The organism is Vibrio sp. CUB2 (assembly GCF_001557945.1).
GTDB lineage: Bacteria > Pseudomonadota > Gammaproteobacteria > Enterobacterales > Vibrionaceae > Vibrio > Vibrio owensii.
In genome coordinates this window covers 166038-183379 of record NZ_LNRB01000002.1, presented here as the reverse complement: position 1 = coordinate 183379, position 17342 = coordinate 166038, and the positions used below count along the sequence as shown (strand labels likewise).

17 protein-coding genes and 1 tRNA gene are annotated in these 17342 nt (G+C 46.2%); 10 read left to right on the top strand and 8 right to left on the bottom strand.

Features of this window, described 5'->3' with window-relative positions:
* Positions 1-85: 85 nt before the first annotated feature.
* The gene (locus tag ATB78_RS03160) at positions 86-376 is read right to left on the bottom strand and encodes a hypothetical protein (RefSeq protein ID WP_061007788.1); all 291 of its coding nucleotides are present in this window, start codon (positions 374-376) and stop codon (positions 86-88) included.
* A 164-nt stretch (positions 377-540) separates the two neighbouring features.
* Here ATB78_RS03160 and ATB78_RS03155 point away from each other — a divergent pair, with 164 nt between their 5' ends.
* The gene (locus ATB78_RS03155; RefSeq protein WP_009707771.1) at positions 541-1260 is read left to right on the top strand and encodes an SIMPL domain-containing protein; all 720 of its coding nucleotides are present in this window, start codon (positions 541-543) and stop codon (positions 1258-1260) included.
* Between the two features lie 229 nt (positions 1261-1489).
* On the top strand, positions 1490-1762 hold the full coding sequence (locus ATB78_RS03150) for a hypothetical protein (RefSeq protein WP_061007787.1): 273 nt from the start codon (positions 1490-1492) through the stop codon (positions 1760-1762).
* 122 nt (positions 1763-1884) lie between these two features.
* Here the strand turns inward: ATB78_RS03150 and ATB78_RS03145 are convergent.
* The 5 genes from ATB78_RS03145 to rpsU all read right to left on the bottom strand — a co-directional run bounded on the left by ATB78_RS03145 (position 1885) and on the right by rpsU (position 6663).
* Positions 1885-1960: transfer RNA gene (locus tag ATB78_RS03145), tRNA-Ile, on the bottom strand.
* A 144-nt stretch (positions 1961-2104) separates the two neighbouring features.
* Positions 2105-3967: an RNA polymerase sigma factor RpoD gene (rpoD, locus tag ATB78_RS03140; RefSeq protein ID WP_061007786.1), complete on the bottom strand. Its 1863-nt coding sequence runs from the start codon at positions 3965-3967 to the stop codon at positions 2105-2107.
* A gap of 99 nt (positions 3968-4066) precedes the next feature.
* Positions 4067-5827: a DNA primase gene (dnaG, locus tag ATB78_RS03135; protein WP_005436030.1), complete on the bottom strand. Its 1761-nt coding sequence runs from the start codon at positions 5825-5827 to the stop codon at positions 4067-4069.
* Positions 5828-5975: 148 nt separating this feature from the next.
* Entirely contained in the window at positions 5976-6419 is a 444-nt protein-coding gene (locus tag ATB78_RS03130) for a GatB/YqeY domain-containing protein (RefSeq protein ID WP_061007785.1), read from the bottom strand.
* A gap of 28 nt (positions 6420-6447) precedes the next feature.
* Entirely contained in the window at positions 6448-6663 is a 216-nt protein-coding gene (gene rpsU, locus ATB78_RS03125) for a 30S ribosomal protein S21 (RefSeq protein WP_001145625.1), read from the bottom strand.
* A 230-nt stretch (positions 6664-6893) separates the two neighbouring features.
* On the opposite strand from rpsU, the gene tsaD reads away from it, so the two are divergent.
* Both tsaD and ATB78_RS03115 read left to right on the top strand, forming a co-directional pair.
* Positions 6894-7910 (top strand): tRNA (adenosine(37)-N6)-threonylcarbamoyltransferase complex transferase subunit TsaD, encoded by a 1017-nt coding sequence (gene tsaD / locus ATB78_RS03120; RefSeq protein WP_009707767.1) that lies wholly within the window; start codon positions 6894-6896, stop codon positions 7908-7910.
* 186 nt (positions 7911-8096) lie between these two features.
* Positions 8097-8912 (top strand): alpha/beta fold hydrolase, encoded by an 816-nt coding sequence (locus ATB78_RS03115; RefSeq protein WP_061007784.1) that lies wholly within the window; start codon positions 8097-8099, stop codon positions 8910-8912.
* A gap of 39 nt (positions 8913-8951) precedes the next feature.
* Here ATB78_RS03115 and plsY read toward each other — a convergent pair whose 3' ends face one another.
* Positions 8952-9563, bottom strand: coding sequence for a glycerol-3-phosphate 1-O-acyltransferase PlsY (plsY, locus tag ATB78_RS03110; RefSeq protein ID WP_009707765.1), 612 nt, complete (start codon positions 9561-9563; stop codon positions 8952-8954).
* Between the two features lie 265 nt (positions 9564-9828).
* Between plsY and folB the strand changes: the two genes are divergently transcribed.
* Genes folB through ATB78_RS03095 form a run of 3 tightly spaced genes read left to right on the top strand, consistent with a single transcriptional unit; the run spans position 9829 to position 11485 of the window.
* Complete coding sequence (folB, locus tag ATB78_RS03105) at positions 9829-10188, top strand: bifunctional dihydroneopterin aldolase/7,8-dihydroneopterin epimerase (RefSeq protein ID WP_005436044.1); 360 nt, start codon at positions 9829-9831, stop codon at positions 10186-10188.
* The gene (folK, locus tag ATB78_RS03100; protein WP_005436045.1) at positions 10185-10667 is read left to right on the top strand and encodes a 2-amino-4-hydroxy-6-hydroxymethyldihydropteridine diphosphokinase; all 483 of its coding nucleotides are present in this window, start codon (positions 10185-10187) and stop codon (positions 10665-10667) included. Before folB ends, folK begins: the two co-directional genes overlap by 4 nt.
* Positions 10668-10681: 14 nt before the next feature.
* The gene (locus ATB78_RS03095) at positions 10682-11485 is read left to right on the top strand and encodes an undecaprenyl-diphosphate phosphatase (protein ID WP_005436046.1); all 804 of its coding nucleotides are present in this window, start codon (positions 10682-10684) and stop codon (positions 11483-11485) included.
* Between the two features lie 70 nt (positions 11486-11555).
* Here ATB78_RS03095 and ATB78_RS03090 read toward each other — a convergent pair whose 3' ends face one another.
* On the bottom strand, positions 11556-12776 hold the full coding sequence (locus tag ATB78_RS03090; RefSeq protein WP_061007783.1) for a multifunctional CCA addition/repair protein: 1221 nt from the start codon (positions 12774-12776) through the stop codon (positions 11556-11558).
* Positions 12777-12924: 148 nt separating this feature from the next.
* On the opposite strand from ATB78_RS03090, the gene ATB78_RS03085 reads away from it, so the two are divergent.
* The 3 genes from ATB78_RS03085 (at position 12925) to ggt (ending at position 17298) form a co-directional block, all read left to right on the top strand.
* Complete coding sequence (locus ATB78_RS03085) at positions 12925-14550, top strand: ExeA family protein (RefSeq protein WP_038893942.1); 1626 nt, start codon at positions 12925-12927, stop codon at positions 14548-14550.
* Complete coding sequence (locus ATB78_RS03080) at positions 14550-15272, top strand: general secretion pathway protein GspB (RefSeq protein ID WP_005436050.1); 723 nt, start codon at positions 14550-14552, stop codon at positions 15270-15272. Before ATB78_RS03085 ends, ATB78_RS03080 begins: the two co-directional genes overlap by 1 nt.
* A gap of 295 nt (positions 15273-15567) precedes the next feature.
* Positions 15568-17298 (top strand): gamma-glutamyltransferase, encoded by a 1731-nt coding sequence (ggt, locus tag ATB78_RS03075; protein WP_061007782.1) that lies wholly within the window; start codon positions 15568-15570, stop codon positions 17296-17298.
* The last annotated feature ends 44 nt before the right edge of the window (positions 17299-17342 follow it).

Here is a 17342-nt window from a genome sequence, read left to right as displayed (position 1 = left end):
AGAGGCAAAAGCATGAGCCTTTGGTGACAAACCAATGAAGCTTTATTGACCAAAGGCATTGAGGCGAGAGTTCCTAATGGTTGCGTTAGGTTTTATCTCCAGCGAACATTAAGAAACTCAACGAGTTCAGTGTTTCCCCCAGGCTTTCGAGAGAGCTCAATACCTGCTTGGTTGGCTCGTTGTCTAACAGAATACGCCCATCAAAGCCCTTGCCTTCGCAATGTTCCTCAGTACAAGCAATCGCTGACTCGTCTAGAGCTGCGCTTTCGACCACTTGTTCTTCACTCATCTCTTCAGAGGAAATCTCGTCAGCACTCAAACAAGACGCAGAGACGAGTAGGCCACTGAGCAACACCATCAACTTTGTTTTTAACATAGTAATGAAACTCGAAAATAAAACACTGTTCGATTTTATGCTATTGCGCTTATCATTTCGAGCGATATGACAAAAACTTAGCTTTCAGTCGCTATTTTCCTGCGGTATCTAGGCTATGTTATCTAGATAACAAATTGATTGGTTTAACGAAATTAGGAGGATGAGTGGAGCGGATTTCCAATAAGTCGTCACTGTGGCTAGGGTTGTGCTTAATCATCGGGTTAGGTGTGTTGGGCTTTTTCATTCAACAGACCGCGGTAAAATACAAAGCTTATGAACGCGTCGTGACGGTAAAGGGTTTATCTGAGCGTGAGTACCCAGCGGATACGGTGATTTGGCCAATTCAGTTTACTGTTGCGAGTAATGATATGCCGACGATGTTTGATGAGATTGATCAGCAAACCAAATTGGTGCTCGATTTTCTGGCTGCTAAAGGGTTGGATGAATCAAACTTTTCTCTTTCCTCTCCTGCTGTAACAGACCGCAAAGCGCAGCAATACGGCAATGAACAGGACATTGAGTATCGTTACTTAGCCAATCGAACGGTGACGGTTTATAGCCAGAATATTGATGTCGTCAGAGCGGCGATCAATGAAATTGGTGAGCTAGGTAAACAGGGCGTTTTGCTTAACCAAGACCCTTATGCTAATCGTGTTGAGTACAGCTTTACTAAGCTCAATGACATCAAGCCAGATATGATTGAGGAAGCGACCAAGAACGCTCGTGAAGTGGCAGAGAAGTTCGCCAAAGATTCGCAAAGCTCGCTTGGTAAAATCAAGCGTGCGACGCAAGGCCAGTTCTCTATTTATGATCGTGATAGCAACACGCCTTATATTAAGAAAGTACGCGTTGTTTCAACTGTTCAGTATTACTTGTCGGATTAACTCTATTTCTTGCTAACCCTGAATAACAGTAGAAGTCAGTCATTTGATTGGCTTTTTTAATGTTCAATTAATTGCATTTTAATTGCCGCTCTTTTTCTGATTTGTGCAAGTGATCTTTTATAAAACTAAGTTCTTATTTGTTTGGCGATGAAGTTGATAAAAGTCAATTCAGAGAAGGAGTTAGAGGCGTAATTTTGACCGCACTGATTAGCTAGAAGGAATTACTAGAATGGCATTTAAACATTACCTCAGAGAGTTACTGGGTTTGACCATCGTGGTCTCTGTGGTGTTCGGGGTTTTGAGTATCTTATTGGATTTCTGCGCCCTTGCGGCACTGTGCGAGCATCAAGAAAATATCGCGCATATCTTCTTCCACGAATCGTTTTACTTCGTCGCGTTTCTGATCCCGCCTTATTTCTTGTGGAAAGTCATTAATCGTCCTGACTTAGTTGCAGCGACAGAGGATTACCAAGTCAGCAAGCTTGAGTTAGATCGCCCTTAGCTCTAAACAAACCTCAGTTCTAAACTACCTCTAAAGTTGGTGTGAGTCGTTGGTATTGTATGGAATTTCTGCCTTCCAGATACAACAAAGGCCCGTAGATTTCTCTACGAGCCTTCTGAATTTGGTGGCCCCTCCCAGACTTGAACTGGGGACCAATCGATTATGAGTCGACTGCTCTAACCACTGAGCTAAGGGGCCTTAATAGGTCAACGATTATAGGGGAAGCGTTGCAAGGTGTCTAGCCACTAGGTAGGGCAATTGCGCTTAGTTTTTATTCACTTAGCTTCACGGATAATAAAAAAGGTGACCGTTGGTCACCTTTTTTGATTTTAATCGCTTCGATTACTCGTCTAGGAAGCTGCGCAGTGTTTCTGAGCGGCTTGGGTGACGTAGTTTACGTAGTGCTTTCGCTTCGATCTGACGGATACGTTCACGAGTAACGTCGAACTGCTTACCAACTTCTTCTAGAGTGTGGTCAGTGTTCATGTCGATACCAAAGCGCATACGAAGAACTTTTGCTTCACGTGGCGTTAGGCCTGCAAGTACGTCTTTTGTTGCCATTTTCAGGCTTGTCGCAGTTGCAGAATCTAGCGGTAGTTCTAGCGTAGTATCTTCGATGAAATCACCTAGATGCGAATCTTCGTCGTCACCGATTGGTGTCTCCATAGAGATTGGCTCTTTAGCGATTTTCAGTACTTTACGAATCTTGTCTTCTGGCATCTGCATGCGCTCTGCCAGTTCTTCCGGTAGCGGCTCACGACCCATCTCTTGCAGCATTTGGCGAGAGATACGGTTTAGCTTGTTGATCGTTTCGATCATGTGTACCGGAATACGAATCGTACGTGCTTGGTCCGCGATTGAACGAGTGATTGCCTGACGGATCCACCACGTTGCGTAAGTCGAGAACTTGTAACCACGACGGTATTCGAACTTATCTACCGCTTTCATCAGACCGATGTTACCCTCTTGGATTAGATCCAAGAACTGTAGACCACGGTTGGTGTATTTCTTCGCGATAGAAATTACTAGACGTAAGTTCGCTTCAACCATCTCTTTCTTCGCACGGCGAGCTTTTGCTTCACCGATAGACATACGACGGCTGATGTCTTTAATGTTTTGAACGTTTAGAGAAGTCTCTTCTTCAATCATTTTTAGTTTAGTGATTGAACGACGGATTTCTTCTTCGCTACGTTTGATTTTTTCAGCGTATGGCTTGTCAGATGATAGGATTTCATCCAACCATGCTTCGCTTGATTCGTTGCCTGTGAACAGTGCAATGAATGATTTCTTCGGCATTTTGCCGTATTCAACAGCAGCCTTCATGATCAAACGTTCTTGAGTACGAACGCGATCCATCGCCGTGCGCAGTTCATTCACTAGGTGATCAAACTGTTTTGGCGTTAGACGGAATTCTCTGAATACGTCTAGCATCAACTCGTTAGCTACTGTTGCTTTCGGGCTCTCGTAACCGTGCTCGTTGATTGCAAGCTGAAGGTTTTGGTATGTGCTGCGTAGCTGGTTGAATTTCTCAAGCGCTAGCTCTGGGTCGATACCAACATCTTCTTCAGAATCATCTGAATCGTCATCGCTTTCTTCGTCTTCATCAACGTCTTCTTCATCTTCTTCTTCTAGCTGAGATTCAGTCAGTTCAGAACCGATGTGCGTTGCTGTTGGTGCAGCTGTGTCGTCTGCATCAGGGTCAACAAATCCAGAGATTAGGTCTGTTAGACGAAGTTCTTCTGCTTGAACTTTGTCAAATTGCTCAAGAATGTATGGGATAGTGCCAGGGTATTCAGCAACAGACGATTGAACTTGGTTAATACCTTCTTCAATACGTTTTGCGATGTCGATTTCGCCTTCGCGAGTCAGCAGCTCTACAGTACCCATTTCACGCATGTACATACGTACTGGGTCTGTTGTACGACCAATTTCACTTTCTACGCTAGAAAGTGCTGCTGCTGCAGCTTCTGCTGCATCTTCATCGGTAATGTTTGTGTCATCGTTCAGTGCTAGATCATCGGCATCAGGGGCAGTTTCTACTACCTTGATACCCATATCGTTGATCATCTGAATGATGTCTTCTACCTGTTCTGAATCTACGATTTCAGCAGGCAGGTGGTCATTTACTTCGGCGTAGGTCAGATAGCCTTGTTCCTTGCCTTTAATAACAAGTAACTTTAGCTGTGACTGCGGATTTTGATCCATAGACGGTATCCAACTTCGTAATCTGGTGAAGGAATTAGTATGCGAAATGCAAACCACTTACTATAGCAAATTTAATTGTTGCTGACTAATTAATCAGGGTTACGCTTTTAAATCTAGCATTAAAGCTAGCAGCTCCCTTTTCTCTTCGGCTGATAAACCGACACTTCTTGCTTTGGCCTGCAGGTTTTCAATTTGCTTTTCTACGCACTGGGCAATAATTTTATCCAGTGAGTCTAAAAATATTTCTTCTAGGTTGTCTTCTACGAGGGGTATATCCCAGCTCGCTAGACGAGACAGAAGGGTCTCATTTTGGCTATTTCGCCAATGCTCTAATAATTGGCCTGTGTTGATATGGGGATGTGCCTGACATTTATCAAGTACATCAACAAATAAACTTAGTCCTGGTATTGATAAATCTCTTACCGAAGACAAATCAGGTACCATTTGAGCATAGCTCGGATTTTGAATAAGTAGAGCGATTACCTCGCGCATTGGAGTTCGTTTGATCTCTTTGTGCGGCTGAGGTCGAGTTTCGCTCGTCTTCTTACGCGGCTGGCGTAAGCGGTTATCAAAGCCCGTGCGTTCATCAAGCAGCTTTTCGAGCAATTCCTGAAAGTAGGGATCTGGTATCTTGTCGATTAAGGCACTCGCGTAGGCACGCAGTGCGGATTTACCTTCATTGTTGCCCAAGTTGATTTGGTGCAATTCAATCAGGTTATCGAAAAGATAGCTCGAAAGCGGTGTCGCTTGTTCAATTTGTTGTTCGAAGGCTTGTTTGCCGTATTTGCGAACGTAGCTGTCCGGGTCTTCACCATCAGGTAAGAACAAGAACTTCAATGTGTTACCTGTTTTTAGGTATTGAAGTGCGTTCTCTAACGCGCGCCATGCGGCTTCTTTACCTGCTCTGTCACCGTCATAACAACACACAACGGTGTTGGTTTGTCGGAACAGCATTTGAATGTGGTCACCGGTCGTTGACGTGCCCAATGAAGCGACAGAGTAATCTACGCCATATTGCGCCAAAGCCACCACATCCATGTAACCTTCAACCACTAAAATTCGTGGTGGTTCACGATATGCCTGTAAAACTTCATAAAGGCCGTAAAGCTCTTTACCTTTATGGAAGATAGGCGTTTCTGGTGAGTTTAGGTATTTCGGAGTACCGTCGCCAAGAACGCGACCACCAAATCCAATCACTCGACCACGACGATCACGAATCGGAAACATGATACGACCACGGAAGCGGTCATAGCGGTTACCTTTGTCGTTCTCGATCAACATGCCGCCAGTCACAAGCATGTCTTGGTTGTCTTTGTTCTGGCCGAAGTTCTTACGAACTAAATCCCATTCATCAGCCACATAGCCGATGCCAAACTTCTGTACGATTTCGCCAGATAGACCGCGATCTTTCAGGTACTCAATCGCCACTTTGCTTGCTGGCTGCTTGAGTTGGTTACGATAGAACTGAGCAATGCTGCCCATCAAATCGTAAAGACTGCGTTTTTCACTGCTGCTTGCTTGAGGGCCAGATTTAAACTGACCACCGCCACCACTGCGCTGTTCGCGTGGTACGTCCAAACCAAGGTAAGACGCCAGTTCTTCAATCGCTTCGACAAACTCTAAACGTTCGAACTCCATAATGAAGTCGATGGCATTGCCGTGCGCGCCACAACCAAAGCAGTGATAAAACTGTTTCTCTTGGCTAACGCTGAAAGAAGGGGTCTTTTCGTTATGGAAAGGGCAGCAAGCACCGTAGTTTTTGCCTTTTTTCTTAAGTTTTACGCGCGCGTCGATAATATCGACAATATCGAGTCGAGCTAGGAGGTCATCAATAAAACTGCGAGGGATGTGTCCAGCCATAAAACCTAACAAAAAAAGAAAATCATGATTGGTGTGAATGGGTTACAGAGAAAAGCATGTGTACGGCTTTTTGTTATTCCATTCTGCCAGATACAAACAAGCCGTGCGTTCCAAAGGATAGCACGGCTTGCTGCAATTGGGTGGGGTATTAAGCCAATTTAGCGCGAACTAGACCGCTTACTTTACCCATATCTGCACGCCCTTGAATTTGCGGTTTCAGAACGCCCATTACTTTGCCCATGTCTTGCATGCCAGCTGCACCAGATTCCGCAATTGCATTCTCGATAAGAGCTGCAACTTCTTCGTCTGTCAGTGGTTGAGGCATAAAGTCCTCAAGAGCCGTAATTTCAGCTTGTTCCGCATCAGCTAGATCTTGACGACCCGCTGCTTCAAATTGCGTTACAGAGTCGCGACGTTGTTTAACCATCTTAGTCAATACAGCAAGAATGTCGTCGTCGCCCAGAGTGATCTGTTCGTCAACTTCACGTTGCTTAATTGCTGATAGAGCTAAACGAATAGTACCAAGGCGCAATTTGTCCTTGGCTTTCATCGCTAATTTTTGCTCTTCTTTGAGTTTATCAATCAGAGCCATAACTAAATTCCTTTCCGGAGCTCAGTTATTAGTACAGGCGAACGCGACGAGCGTTTTCGCGAGCAAGCTTCTTAGCGTGACGCTTTTGAGCTGCTGCTTTAGCGCGTTTGCGAACTGTAGTTGGTTTTTCGTAGTGCTCACGACGACGCACTTCAGAAAGGATACCTGCTTTTTCGCAAGAGCGCTTGAAACGACGTAGAGCAACGTCGAACGGTTCGTTTTCACGTACTTTAACTACTGGCATATGCCTTTCACCTCAGGGGTTATTCGTTAACGCTGGATTTCAGTAAACCAAATCACAATTGTTTGGTCTATTACCAGCTTGATCAAAAATGGTGCGGAATTTTAATCCGATCACATAAGCTTTGTAAAGCCTTTTATCGCTTATTGTCTGTACAAAATTTGTTTGAAGCACCAAGGCAAGGTAATATGACGCCCAAATTTCCTCTATATAGAAAGCCCACTGAGAAAACCATGCGCATTATCGGTATTGAAACCTCATGTGACGAGACTGGCATCGCGATTTACGACGATGAAAAAGGTCTGCTATCACACCAGCTTTACAGCCAAGTAAAACTTCACGCGGATTACGGTGGCGTGGTGCCTGAGTTGGCTTCACGTGACCACGTTAAGAAAACCATTCCTCTCATTAAAGAGGCGCTAAAGGAAGCAAACCTAACCCCGAAAGACATTGATGGTGTGGCGTACACGGCAGGCCCTGGTCTTGTTGGTGCTTTGCTTGTTGGTGCAACGATTGGTCGCAGTATCGCTTACGCTTGGGGTGTACCTGCGGTACCTGTTCACCATATGGAAGGTCACCTTCTTGCACCTATGTTAGAAGATAACCCACCACCGTTCCCGTTTGTGGCGGTATTGGTATCAGGTGGTCACTCAATGATGGTGGAAGTGAAAGGCATCGGCGAGTACAAAATCCTAGGCGAATCGATTGATGACGCAGCGGGTGAAGCGTTCGATAAAACTGCCAAGCTAATGGGCTTGGATTACCCAGGTGGTCCACTGCTATCTAAACTGGCAGAGAAAGGCACACCGGGTCGCTTTAAATTCCCACGTCCAATGACCAATGTGCCAGGTTTGGACATGAGCTTCTCTGGTCTAAAGACTTTTACTGCTAATACTATTGCGGCAAACGGTGATGACGAGCAAACACGCGCGGACATCGCTTTAGCATTCGAAGAAGCCGTGTGTGCAACACTCGCAATCAAATGTAAGCGTGCACTAGAGCAAACAGGCATGAAGCGCATCGTTATTGCTGGCGGTGTAAGTGCTAACCGTCGTTTGCGTGCTGAGCTTGAGAAGCTGGCGAAGAAAGTCGGTGGTGAAGTTTACTACCCACGCACGGAATTCTGTACCGACAACGGTGCGATGATCGCTTACGCTGGTATGCAGCGCCTGAAGAATGGCGAAGTGTCAGACATGGCCGTGGAAGCGCGCCCACGTTGGCCAATCGACCAACTGACGCCAATCGCGTAAGCAAACTTCTGCTGAAGGTTTGAAATAGATTCACGACAATAAAGGTCTCTGCTCATCAGAGGCCTTTATTTTTAGCTAACGACTTGAAAGGCTTCGTGTAATTAATGTGAAAGTCTGACTGATGCGAGCAGTTCTATATTGTTTTGGTGATAGGATGATGCGCAAGAATAAGAAATGGATATAACAATGAATAAGTTTGAAATTGAAGGCCAAGAACTTGCTTACTTAGACAAGGGCGAAGGTCCTGTACTTCTGTTTGGTCACAGCTACCTTTGGGATTGCCAAATGTGGGCTCCACAAATTGAAGTGTTGAGCCAATCGTACCGTTGTATTGTGCCAGACCTTTGGGGACATGGTGAGTCAGATTCTGCGCCAGCTTCAACCCGTTCTTTGGTGGATTACGCTCAGCACATGCTGGCATTGATGGATCATTTGGAGATCGAACAATTCTCTATTGTTGGTTTGTCTGTCGGTGGCATGTGGGGTGCAGAGTTGACTTCTCAAGCGCCGCAGCGTGTGAAGTCATTGGTGTTGATTGATACCTTCATTGGGCTTGAGCCTGAAGTGACGCACAAGAAGTACTTTGCGATGTTAGATACGATTAGCCAAGTACAAGCCGTGCCAGCGCCAATTATTGAGGCTGTCACTCCGCTGTTTTTTGCCAATAATGCCGAGCAAGTGAATCCAGAGTTAGTGGCTTCATTCAAACAAAGTCTGGAAGCTCTACAAGGTGAGCGTGCAGTCGAAGTTGCTCGTATTGGACGTATGGTGTTTGGCCGTCGTGATGTGATTGAAGATTCTGAGATGTTTGCATTGCCAACGTTGATTGCGGTTGGTCGTGAGGATAAGCCACGTCCAGTGTTTGAATCTTACTTAATGAATGATTGCATTACGGGCAGTGAGTTAGTGGAGATTCCTGAAGCGGGACATATCAGCTCTTTAGAACAGCCAGAGTTCGTTAACCAAATGCTGTTGAACTTCCTCAATAAAGTACATGCATAAAATCTTGTACGGCATGATTCAAATACAAAAAACTCGGCACTAAGCCGAGTTTTTTTCTATCAGTTTCTTCTCGCCAATCTTAGGCTCTTCACCGGACAGTAAGCGGCGGATGTTTTGATGGTGCTTAAAGACGATTAAACAACACAACATGGCCACAGGCAGAGTGTATTGGGGTTTGAACATCCAAGTATAAAAAGGAGTAACCAGAACCGTCACCAAGGCAGCCAAGGAAGAGTAACGGAATAGAGCCGCAACAGAGAGCCAAGTGAGCATCACCAGCCCAGTTAAATCCAAACCAATAGGTGCTATTGCGCCCAGTGCCGTTGCAACACCTTTGCCACCTTTAAAGTGAAAGAAGATCGGATACATATGGCCAAGACAGGCCGCGATGGCGATAACACCAAGGATTATTGGGTCGATACCAAGGAAGTAGCCACCCCAAACTGGAATGGTGCCTTTGAGCATATCGCAAAGCAATACGGCAATCGCAGCCCCTTTACCACCAATACGTAATACGTTGGTGGCGCCTGGGTTATTCGAGCCAACTTTGCGTGGATCTGGCAGTCTCAGCAAACGACAAATTAGAACCGCACTGGAGATCGAACCCAGCAAATAGGCGGCCATTGTCATTATTAGTGCCAGTGCGTCCATAGAAGTCCTTGATGGATTGGAATTTAATGCTCAGTTCCTGAGTAATTGCTATCATACCGCGATTCGGCTGCGAGCAAAAATACTCTCTGCGATAGAGCTTGCATTATGGGATTTCTTGTATATAAAGAGTCTTCGCAGTTTATACCCAAGCGACATTTGCCACCAATTGACGTGGTTAAAGGCCGCAGCAGGTTGCTTGGGTATAGAATAGTACGATCAAAATGCCCAAATCGGGTATCCGACCTCTGTAATAGAAGGACATAAGATGGCTCTGGATAAAGTTTTTATTGAACAGTTAGAAGTGATCACCACCATCGGCGTTTACGATTGGGAACAGCAAATCAAGCAGAAGCTGGTTCTGGACATCGAAATGGCGCACGACAACAAGCCGGCGGGCAAGAGTGATGATGTTCAAGATGCGTTGGATTACTCACAAGTGAGCGAAGCGGTGTTGAATCACATCGAAAATGGTCGCTTCTTGTTGGTGGAACGCGTGGCAGAAGAAGTCGCAGAGCTTATCATGCAACGTTTCTCTGTTCCTTGGGTGAAGATCCGTTTAGCGAAACCTGGTGCTGTTCCTCAAGCACGCGCTGTTGGCGTTGTGATTGAGCGAGGTCAGGCATGATCAAAACGTATATCGGTGTAGGGACCAATATTGACCGAGAACATCACGCACTTGTGGCTTATCAAGAGCTGCAAAAGCTTGGATGTGATCTGAGAGTTTCGCCGATATACGAATGCGAGCCAATCGGCTTTAGCAGCCAAAACTTCTACAACTTCGTGATTAGTTTTTCCACGGAGTTATCACTCGAAGAGTTGAGTCACCGCTTACGCGAGATTGAATTTCAGTGGGGGCGTGAAGAAAACGCGCAGAAGTATCAGGATCGAACTTTAGATCTCGATATAGTCTTGTTTGGTGAGTGTATTTCGCAGCAAAAACCTGAGCTACCTCGCAGTGATATCTACAAATATCCTTTTGTAACAAAGCCCCTGTATGATCTCGAACCTCAATTGGTGATCCCCGGCGATGGAAGAACAATCGCAGATATTTGGCAGGTGATGCAGCCTGTCGATTCACTCAAACCAGTTTCTTTTTCACTTTAATCTGAGTTGTTTACATGAGTTACTTTGAAGCCTTTATTTTGGCTCTGATTCAGGGTCTGACAGAGTTTTTACCAATTTCCAGCTCTGCGCACTTGATCCTGCCTTCTGCCATTCTTGGTTGGGAAGACCAAGGTTTGGCCTTTGATGTTGCCGTTCACGTTGGTACGTTGATGGCGGTGGTGATCTACTTCCGTCAAGAAGTGATCACGCTTTTCCAAGCACTGTTTGCTTCGATCTTTAAAGGAGATCGCAGCAAAGAGGCCAAACTGGCATGGATGATCGTCATTGCAACGATCCCAGCCTGTGTGTTTGGTTTGTTGATGAAAGACATCATCGAGGTTTACCTGCGTAGTGCCTACGTGATTGCAACCACGACTATCATCTTCGGCTTGTTGCTTTGGTGGGTAGATAAAAATGCAGAGCTAGTAGCAGATGAATACCAAACTGGCTGGAAGAAGGCTCTGTTTATCGGTATCGCGCAAGCACTCGCGATGATTCCTGGTACTTCACGCTCTGGTGCGACAATCACGGCGGCACTTTACCTTGGTTTCACTCGTGAAGCGGCGGCACGTTTCTCATTCCTAATGTCTATCCCAATCATTACTTTGGCGGGTGGTTACCTAGGTATGAAGTTGGTGACAAGCGGTGAACCAGTACACGTTGGCTTCCTACTAACGGGCATTGTGACTTCGTTTATCAGTGCGTACATCTGTATTCACTTCTTCTTGAAGATGATTTCACGCATGGGCATGACACCATTCGTTATCTACCGTCTGATTCTAGGTTTTGGCTTGTTTGCTTTCTTGCTGACAGCTTAAACCTAATCTGAATGAAAACGCCCGCTTGGCTAAGTGGGCGTTTTTGTTTGTTCGTTATGTACCTATCGGTCTATTTTCCTAGTGTAACTCTGACCGCCTCAACGCGACGCTTCTCTTGTTCATCACGAATTGCTGGGCCTTTGAAGCCGTCTTTAATGATCGCTTGTACATCGACAGATGCCGCCGCTTGGTAAGCTTGCATAAACAGCTCTGCTTGCGGGTAAGGTTGGTCTTCTAGCCCCTTTCGACCTGCATGATCGGCTTGGCAACAGATTAAAATATCTTGTAAACGTTCTGATTTACGCCACACATCAAACTTGTTGAGGATCTTGATAATGGTTTGAGGCTTAAGTTCAGCTGCTCGATGGATGTTAGAGTGCTGCTCGCACACCATTAGGGCTAAGTCACGAAACTCATTAGGTACGCGTACACGGTCGCACAGCTTTTTAATCAGTTTTAATCCTGTATGACAATGCATTTTATGACTTGGCCATTCGCTTTCTGGCGTGATACCTTTCCCTAAGTCATGTACTTGCGCAGCAAATCGAACGGGTAGTGAATCACTCAGCTTAGCTGCCTGCTGTGCCACCATTAAGGTATGAATGCCCGTGTCGATTTCCGGATGCCATTTTTCTGGTTGAGGTACGCCAAACAGCGCATCAATTTCTGGCAAGACAACGGCTAATGCACCGCAATCTCTTAAAACGGATAAAAACACGTCTGGACGAGAGGTAGAAAGCGACTTGTGCCATTCCTGCCAAACACGTTCTGGCGTTAGCGTGCTTAGCTCGCCGGATTCTGCCATGTCGCGCATCAGCAGCATGGTTTCCTCTGCGACACTAAACCCCAAGTGAGCTAACTTAGCCGCGAAGCGTGCAACGCGTAAAACACGCAGAGGGTCTTCAACAAAAGCCTGCGAGACATGACGAAGTACTTTTGCATCGATATCTCTTTGACCGCCATATGGGTCATACAAGTTGCCATCTTCATCCATCGCCATAGCGTTGATAGTGAGGTCGCGACGGATGAGGTCTTCTTCTAGTGTAACGCTTTGATCAAAGAAACATTCAAAGCCAGTGTAACCCGCGCCAGATTTTCTTTCGGTTCGTGCAAGGGCGTGCTCTTCTTTAGTCTTGGGATGAAGAAACACAGGAAAGTCTTTCCCGACAGCAGTGTAGCCTTGGCTTTGCATCATTTCTGGTGTCGAGCCGACGACCACCCAATCTTTGTCATAACTGTCGATTCCGAGCAAATGATCTCGAACTGCACCACCAACTAAATAAACTTGCACGGATTACCTCTTAATTTATGGATATGACGTTGGACATTGTAGCAAGCAATGGTACTTTTCTTCACATCTAAAAGAACTTAGCGCTTTGTTTAAGTCTAATAAGGAATATCCCGATTTGATTGCGGGTGGGTTTTAGCTGGAGATCCTAATGTATAAGGACTTTTTCGGGTTTGTTGAACTGCCATTTTCGATTGTTCCAAACTCGCGTTATCTGTATCTGAGCCAACGTCATAAAGAGGCAATTACGCATCTTCAGGCGGGGTTAGGCGATGGTGGTGGTTTTGCCATGCTGACAGGCGAGGTAGGGACAGGTAAAACCACGGTCGCAAAAGCCATGTTGGCAAACTTAGACGAGAACACCAAAGCGGGGTTGATCCTCAATCCAACGTTCTCAAGTCGAGACTTACTCGAAGCCGTTTGTGATGAATTCAAAGTCACCTATCCGCAAGATGCGACACTAAAGCAGCTTAACCAAGTTATTCATGAGTACTTGTTGAATAATCACAAGTCAGGTTGGACAACCTTATTGGTTATCGATGAGGCTCAGCACTTGGCAGCCGATGTGCTTGAGCAATTACGTCTGTTAACTAACTTAGAAACGGATACGCGTAAACTGCTTAAAGTGCTTTTGGTGGGGCAGCCTGAATTACAGCGCTTGTTGCAAACTACGCAACTGCGTCAACTTGCTCAGCGCATTACTGGCCGTTATCACTTGCTGCCATTGGATGAGAAAGAAACCGCAGATTACATCACGTTCCGTTTGCACACCGCTGGTGGTGATAAACAGCTGTTTGACCGCAGTTCTACCAAATTGATTGCTAAATACAGTCACGGTATTCCGCGTCTGATTAACTTGATTTGCGATAAATCCCTGAACATGAGCTATTACAAAGGCAATGTGGTCGTGGATAAGCAAACTGTTCATCAAGCGTGTGAAGAGGTAATGCAGTTCCAAGCGGAGATTTATCAGCAAGATAAACCTATTCGCCGCAGTTTTGAATGGCCGACATGGGGCTCGGCTGCCATCGGTGTTTGCGCTGCTGTCGGTATTGGTTGGGCTGTGATGCAGCAAATGCCTTTAAAGTCGACGGTAAGCACTGCGCCTGTTCAAGTCGTTCAAGCGACAGTCCCTCAAATTGCTGCGCCTGTGGTTAATGAGCAATTGACCAATGAGCAGCGCAACATGTTGCTAGAACAAAAACAATCGAACCTAGCGGTGAATGAACTGTATAAGCTTTGGGGTTATCGTGCTTCGGTACGTGACAATTTATGTTTATCAGAGCCTCAATCCACCATGCGATGCGAGCGTAAAATGGCGACATGGCCGTTGTTGGTGCAGCAAAATCGCCCGGTTATCTTAGAGCTCAACTATCAAGGCCAAGTCGGTTATGTTGTTTTGTATGCCATTGGCGATGACAAAGTTGAAGTGCTCAACGGCAGTCAGCGTTTGCGACTTCCCGTTTCTTGGCTTAAACCATTATGGCAAGGCAACATCATTGAGTTGTGGCAAGCGCCGCTCAAGGATACGTTGCGCTTAGATATGGAAGGGCCAGCGATTGATGTTCTTGACCAACTGTTGGCACAGGCTGTGAATGAGCAACCGCTAGGTTCTGATATCTATGATGGCGCATTAAAAGAGCGTGTTGAGTTGTTCCAACGTTGGCAAGGCATTGGTGTTGATGGTATCGCAGGACAACGTACATTGGAGCGATTGCAGCAGAGTGTACAAATGGATGCACCGCAGCTAAAGCAAATTGATGAGGAGGACGCATAATGTCAGTCATGAAGCATGTTGGACTCTTTCTATTGCCAGTGAGCATTACGGCTGTTGGCGCGGCGTGGTATTTGGATCTCTTTGCCCAAGATGCCCCAGAGCCTGTTGTGGTCGAAAAAGCGCAGCCGATCGTTGAGCCAGTAAAACCAGTGGTTAAGCCTAAATTCGAAAGCTTAAGTTACCCCGAGGAGCCACAACTGGCGCAGTTGCAACGAGATTGGCCGACTGCCGAACTCTCACAAGAGTTTGGGACGTTCGTTGATCAAGGGTATGCCAATAATGATTCGGTTCCTGGTGAGCAGGACTTGTTAGAAGTACCTCAGAAAACCGCGCCGACCAGTCCGAAAATGCAAAGCCATGATGATCTCGGCTTGTCGCTCGACGATCTTGACTTGTCTTCTTTATCTCCAGACTTAGCATTGAAAGTAGAGAACGCGTTAGCAAATAATGATCAACCATCAGCTGATAATGCATCATCGGCTGATGATCTTGAGCGTGACGCTCGACAATGGCATGGACGATTACCTGCTATGAACTTGCAAACGCACATGTACTCGAGTGATGTGAATCGTCGTTGGGTGAAGATCAATAACGTTGAGTACCATCAAGGTGATGTGGTTGATGGGCAGATCACTTTGAAAGAGATCCAACCGCAAGCGGTGATCGTCGAATTCCAAGGAGAGAAAATCCGTATCCCAGCTCTCTATGAATGGAAAGGCTAAGCTTCAAACTAAAGCCGTCTTTTCTTCCAAATCAAATCTAGCCAGTGAGCTTTTGCCGCTGGCTTTTTTTACCTCTGTAGAGCGGTTAGTTTATCCATTTTAGTGATGCCAACTCAGGGTTCAAAGAAACAAAATATACCTTATGCCTGTCGTTTAAATGACTCCAATACGGCGTATTTATTGATAGGTGTTCCCCAGTCAGTGTTGTGTAAAAAAACGCCATATTGACGAACTTCGCAATAAGCATTGAGTCAACGTTAGACATCTTATAAATACAGGAGTCTATCCGGAACGTATGCGTATTCTTACTTTTTCTTTGAGCTTGATTGCCGCGGTGAGCCATGCCGCAAAGCCAGAACCTTTCCCAATTACGCCAGATAATACTGGTGAACATTTTATGGTGAGTGCAACCAACCCTTATGTCAGTAGTACTGGCTATTCCGTATTGAAGCAAGGTGGTAACGCGGTCGATGCCATGGTTGCGATGCAAATGGTGATGTCCGTTGTAGAGCCAGACATGACAGGCATCGGTGGTGGTACGTTCGCCCTGTTCTACCAGCACGATAAACAAAAGTTTCTCGCCTTGGATGGACGAGATGAAGCACCGTCGAGCGCAAACCCAGAGATGTTTGTGGAAAACGGAGAAGTGCTTAGCCGCAATGAGATACTTGGCCCTCGCTCTATTGCCGTGCCGGGAACGCTGCGCTTGCTTTACACCACTCACGAGCAATACGGAAAGCTGCCATGGTCAGAGCTTATCAAGCCTGCTATTGAACTGGCGAGCGAAGGATACGCGATGAACAGTTACACCTACGACATTGTCGTACGAGAGCAAAGCCGACTTGAGCAAGACCCAGAAGTCAAAGCCTTGTATTGGCAAGGAGACGAAATTAAACCGACGGGCACCTTGATGAAGAACCCGAAGATGGCTGAGACGTTGAGAAACATTGCTCAACAAGGTGATAGCTATTTGTATGGTGGTGAGTTTGGTAAGCACATCGTAGACACGGTCAATAGCCGCATTGATGACCAACATGAGAAGTTGTCATTAGACGATTTCAAAAACTATCAAGTAAAGCAACGAGAGGTTATTGAGAGCGATTACCGTGGGAATAAAGTCGTTTCGTTTGGTTACCCTGCATCCGGTGGTCTGATGGTCTCTCAAAGCCTTGAGTTACTTGAGCCTTACGAACTCTCACAAATGGCGAAGACGAATGTTGAGCCTTGGCGCTTAATGACTGAGGCGATGCGTATTGCTAAGGCTGACCGTATCGCGTATGCCGGCGACCCAGATTTTGTCGAAGCGCCAACGGCTGAATTGCTATCTAGAGAGTACTTAGATGAGCGTCGTGGACTTATTCCAAGTGAAGGGGTAGCAAAAGAGAATCCAAAAGCAGGGCAAGTCACCGCAACACAGTACGCGCAGTACCAAGGTTTTGAGAGCAAAGATACCGGACACATCTCTATCGTCGATAGGGAAGGGAATGCTATTGCCATGACGAGCACAGTAGGCACCGGTATGGGTTCTGGCGTGATGGTTGATGGCGTTATTTTGAATGCGCAGATGGCAAACTTCTCACCTCAGCCAACGGTCAACGGTAAACCAACTCAGAACTCGGTTGAAGCGGGCAAACGTCCACGTTCCGCCATTACGCCGTTAATGGTGATGGACAGTGACGACAACCTGCGTTTGGTGGTGGGCTCACCGGGCAGTTCCCAAATCCCAGGTTATGTGTTGAAAACCGTCGTTGGGGTGCTGGATTGGAACTTATCAGCGCAGGAAGCCATCGATTTGCCGAACATTCAGTACGGCACCAAAATAGACCGCACTAAGCCTTATGACCCGACGGGCTTGTTGGTGGAGAAGAAAACGTTCGCAGAAATGCTGGTGCCGGAGTTTATGGAACTTGGCTACCCAGTACACGTGATTCCAGTTGTGAGTGGCTTGAACGCCATTGAGTTAAAAGATGGCAAGATTTATGGGGCAACGGACAGACGCCGAGCATCCAGTTCAATGGGTGAGTAACAAGAATCCTACTTAATAAGCCAACAAAAAAGCCAGTCGAGTAC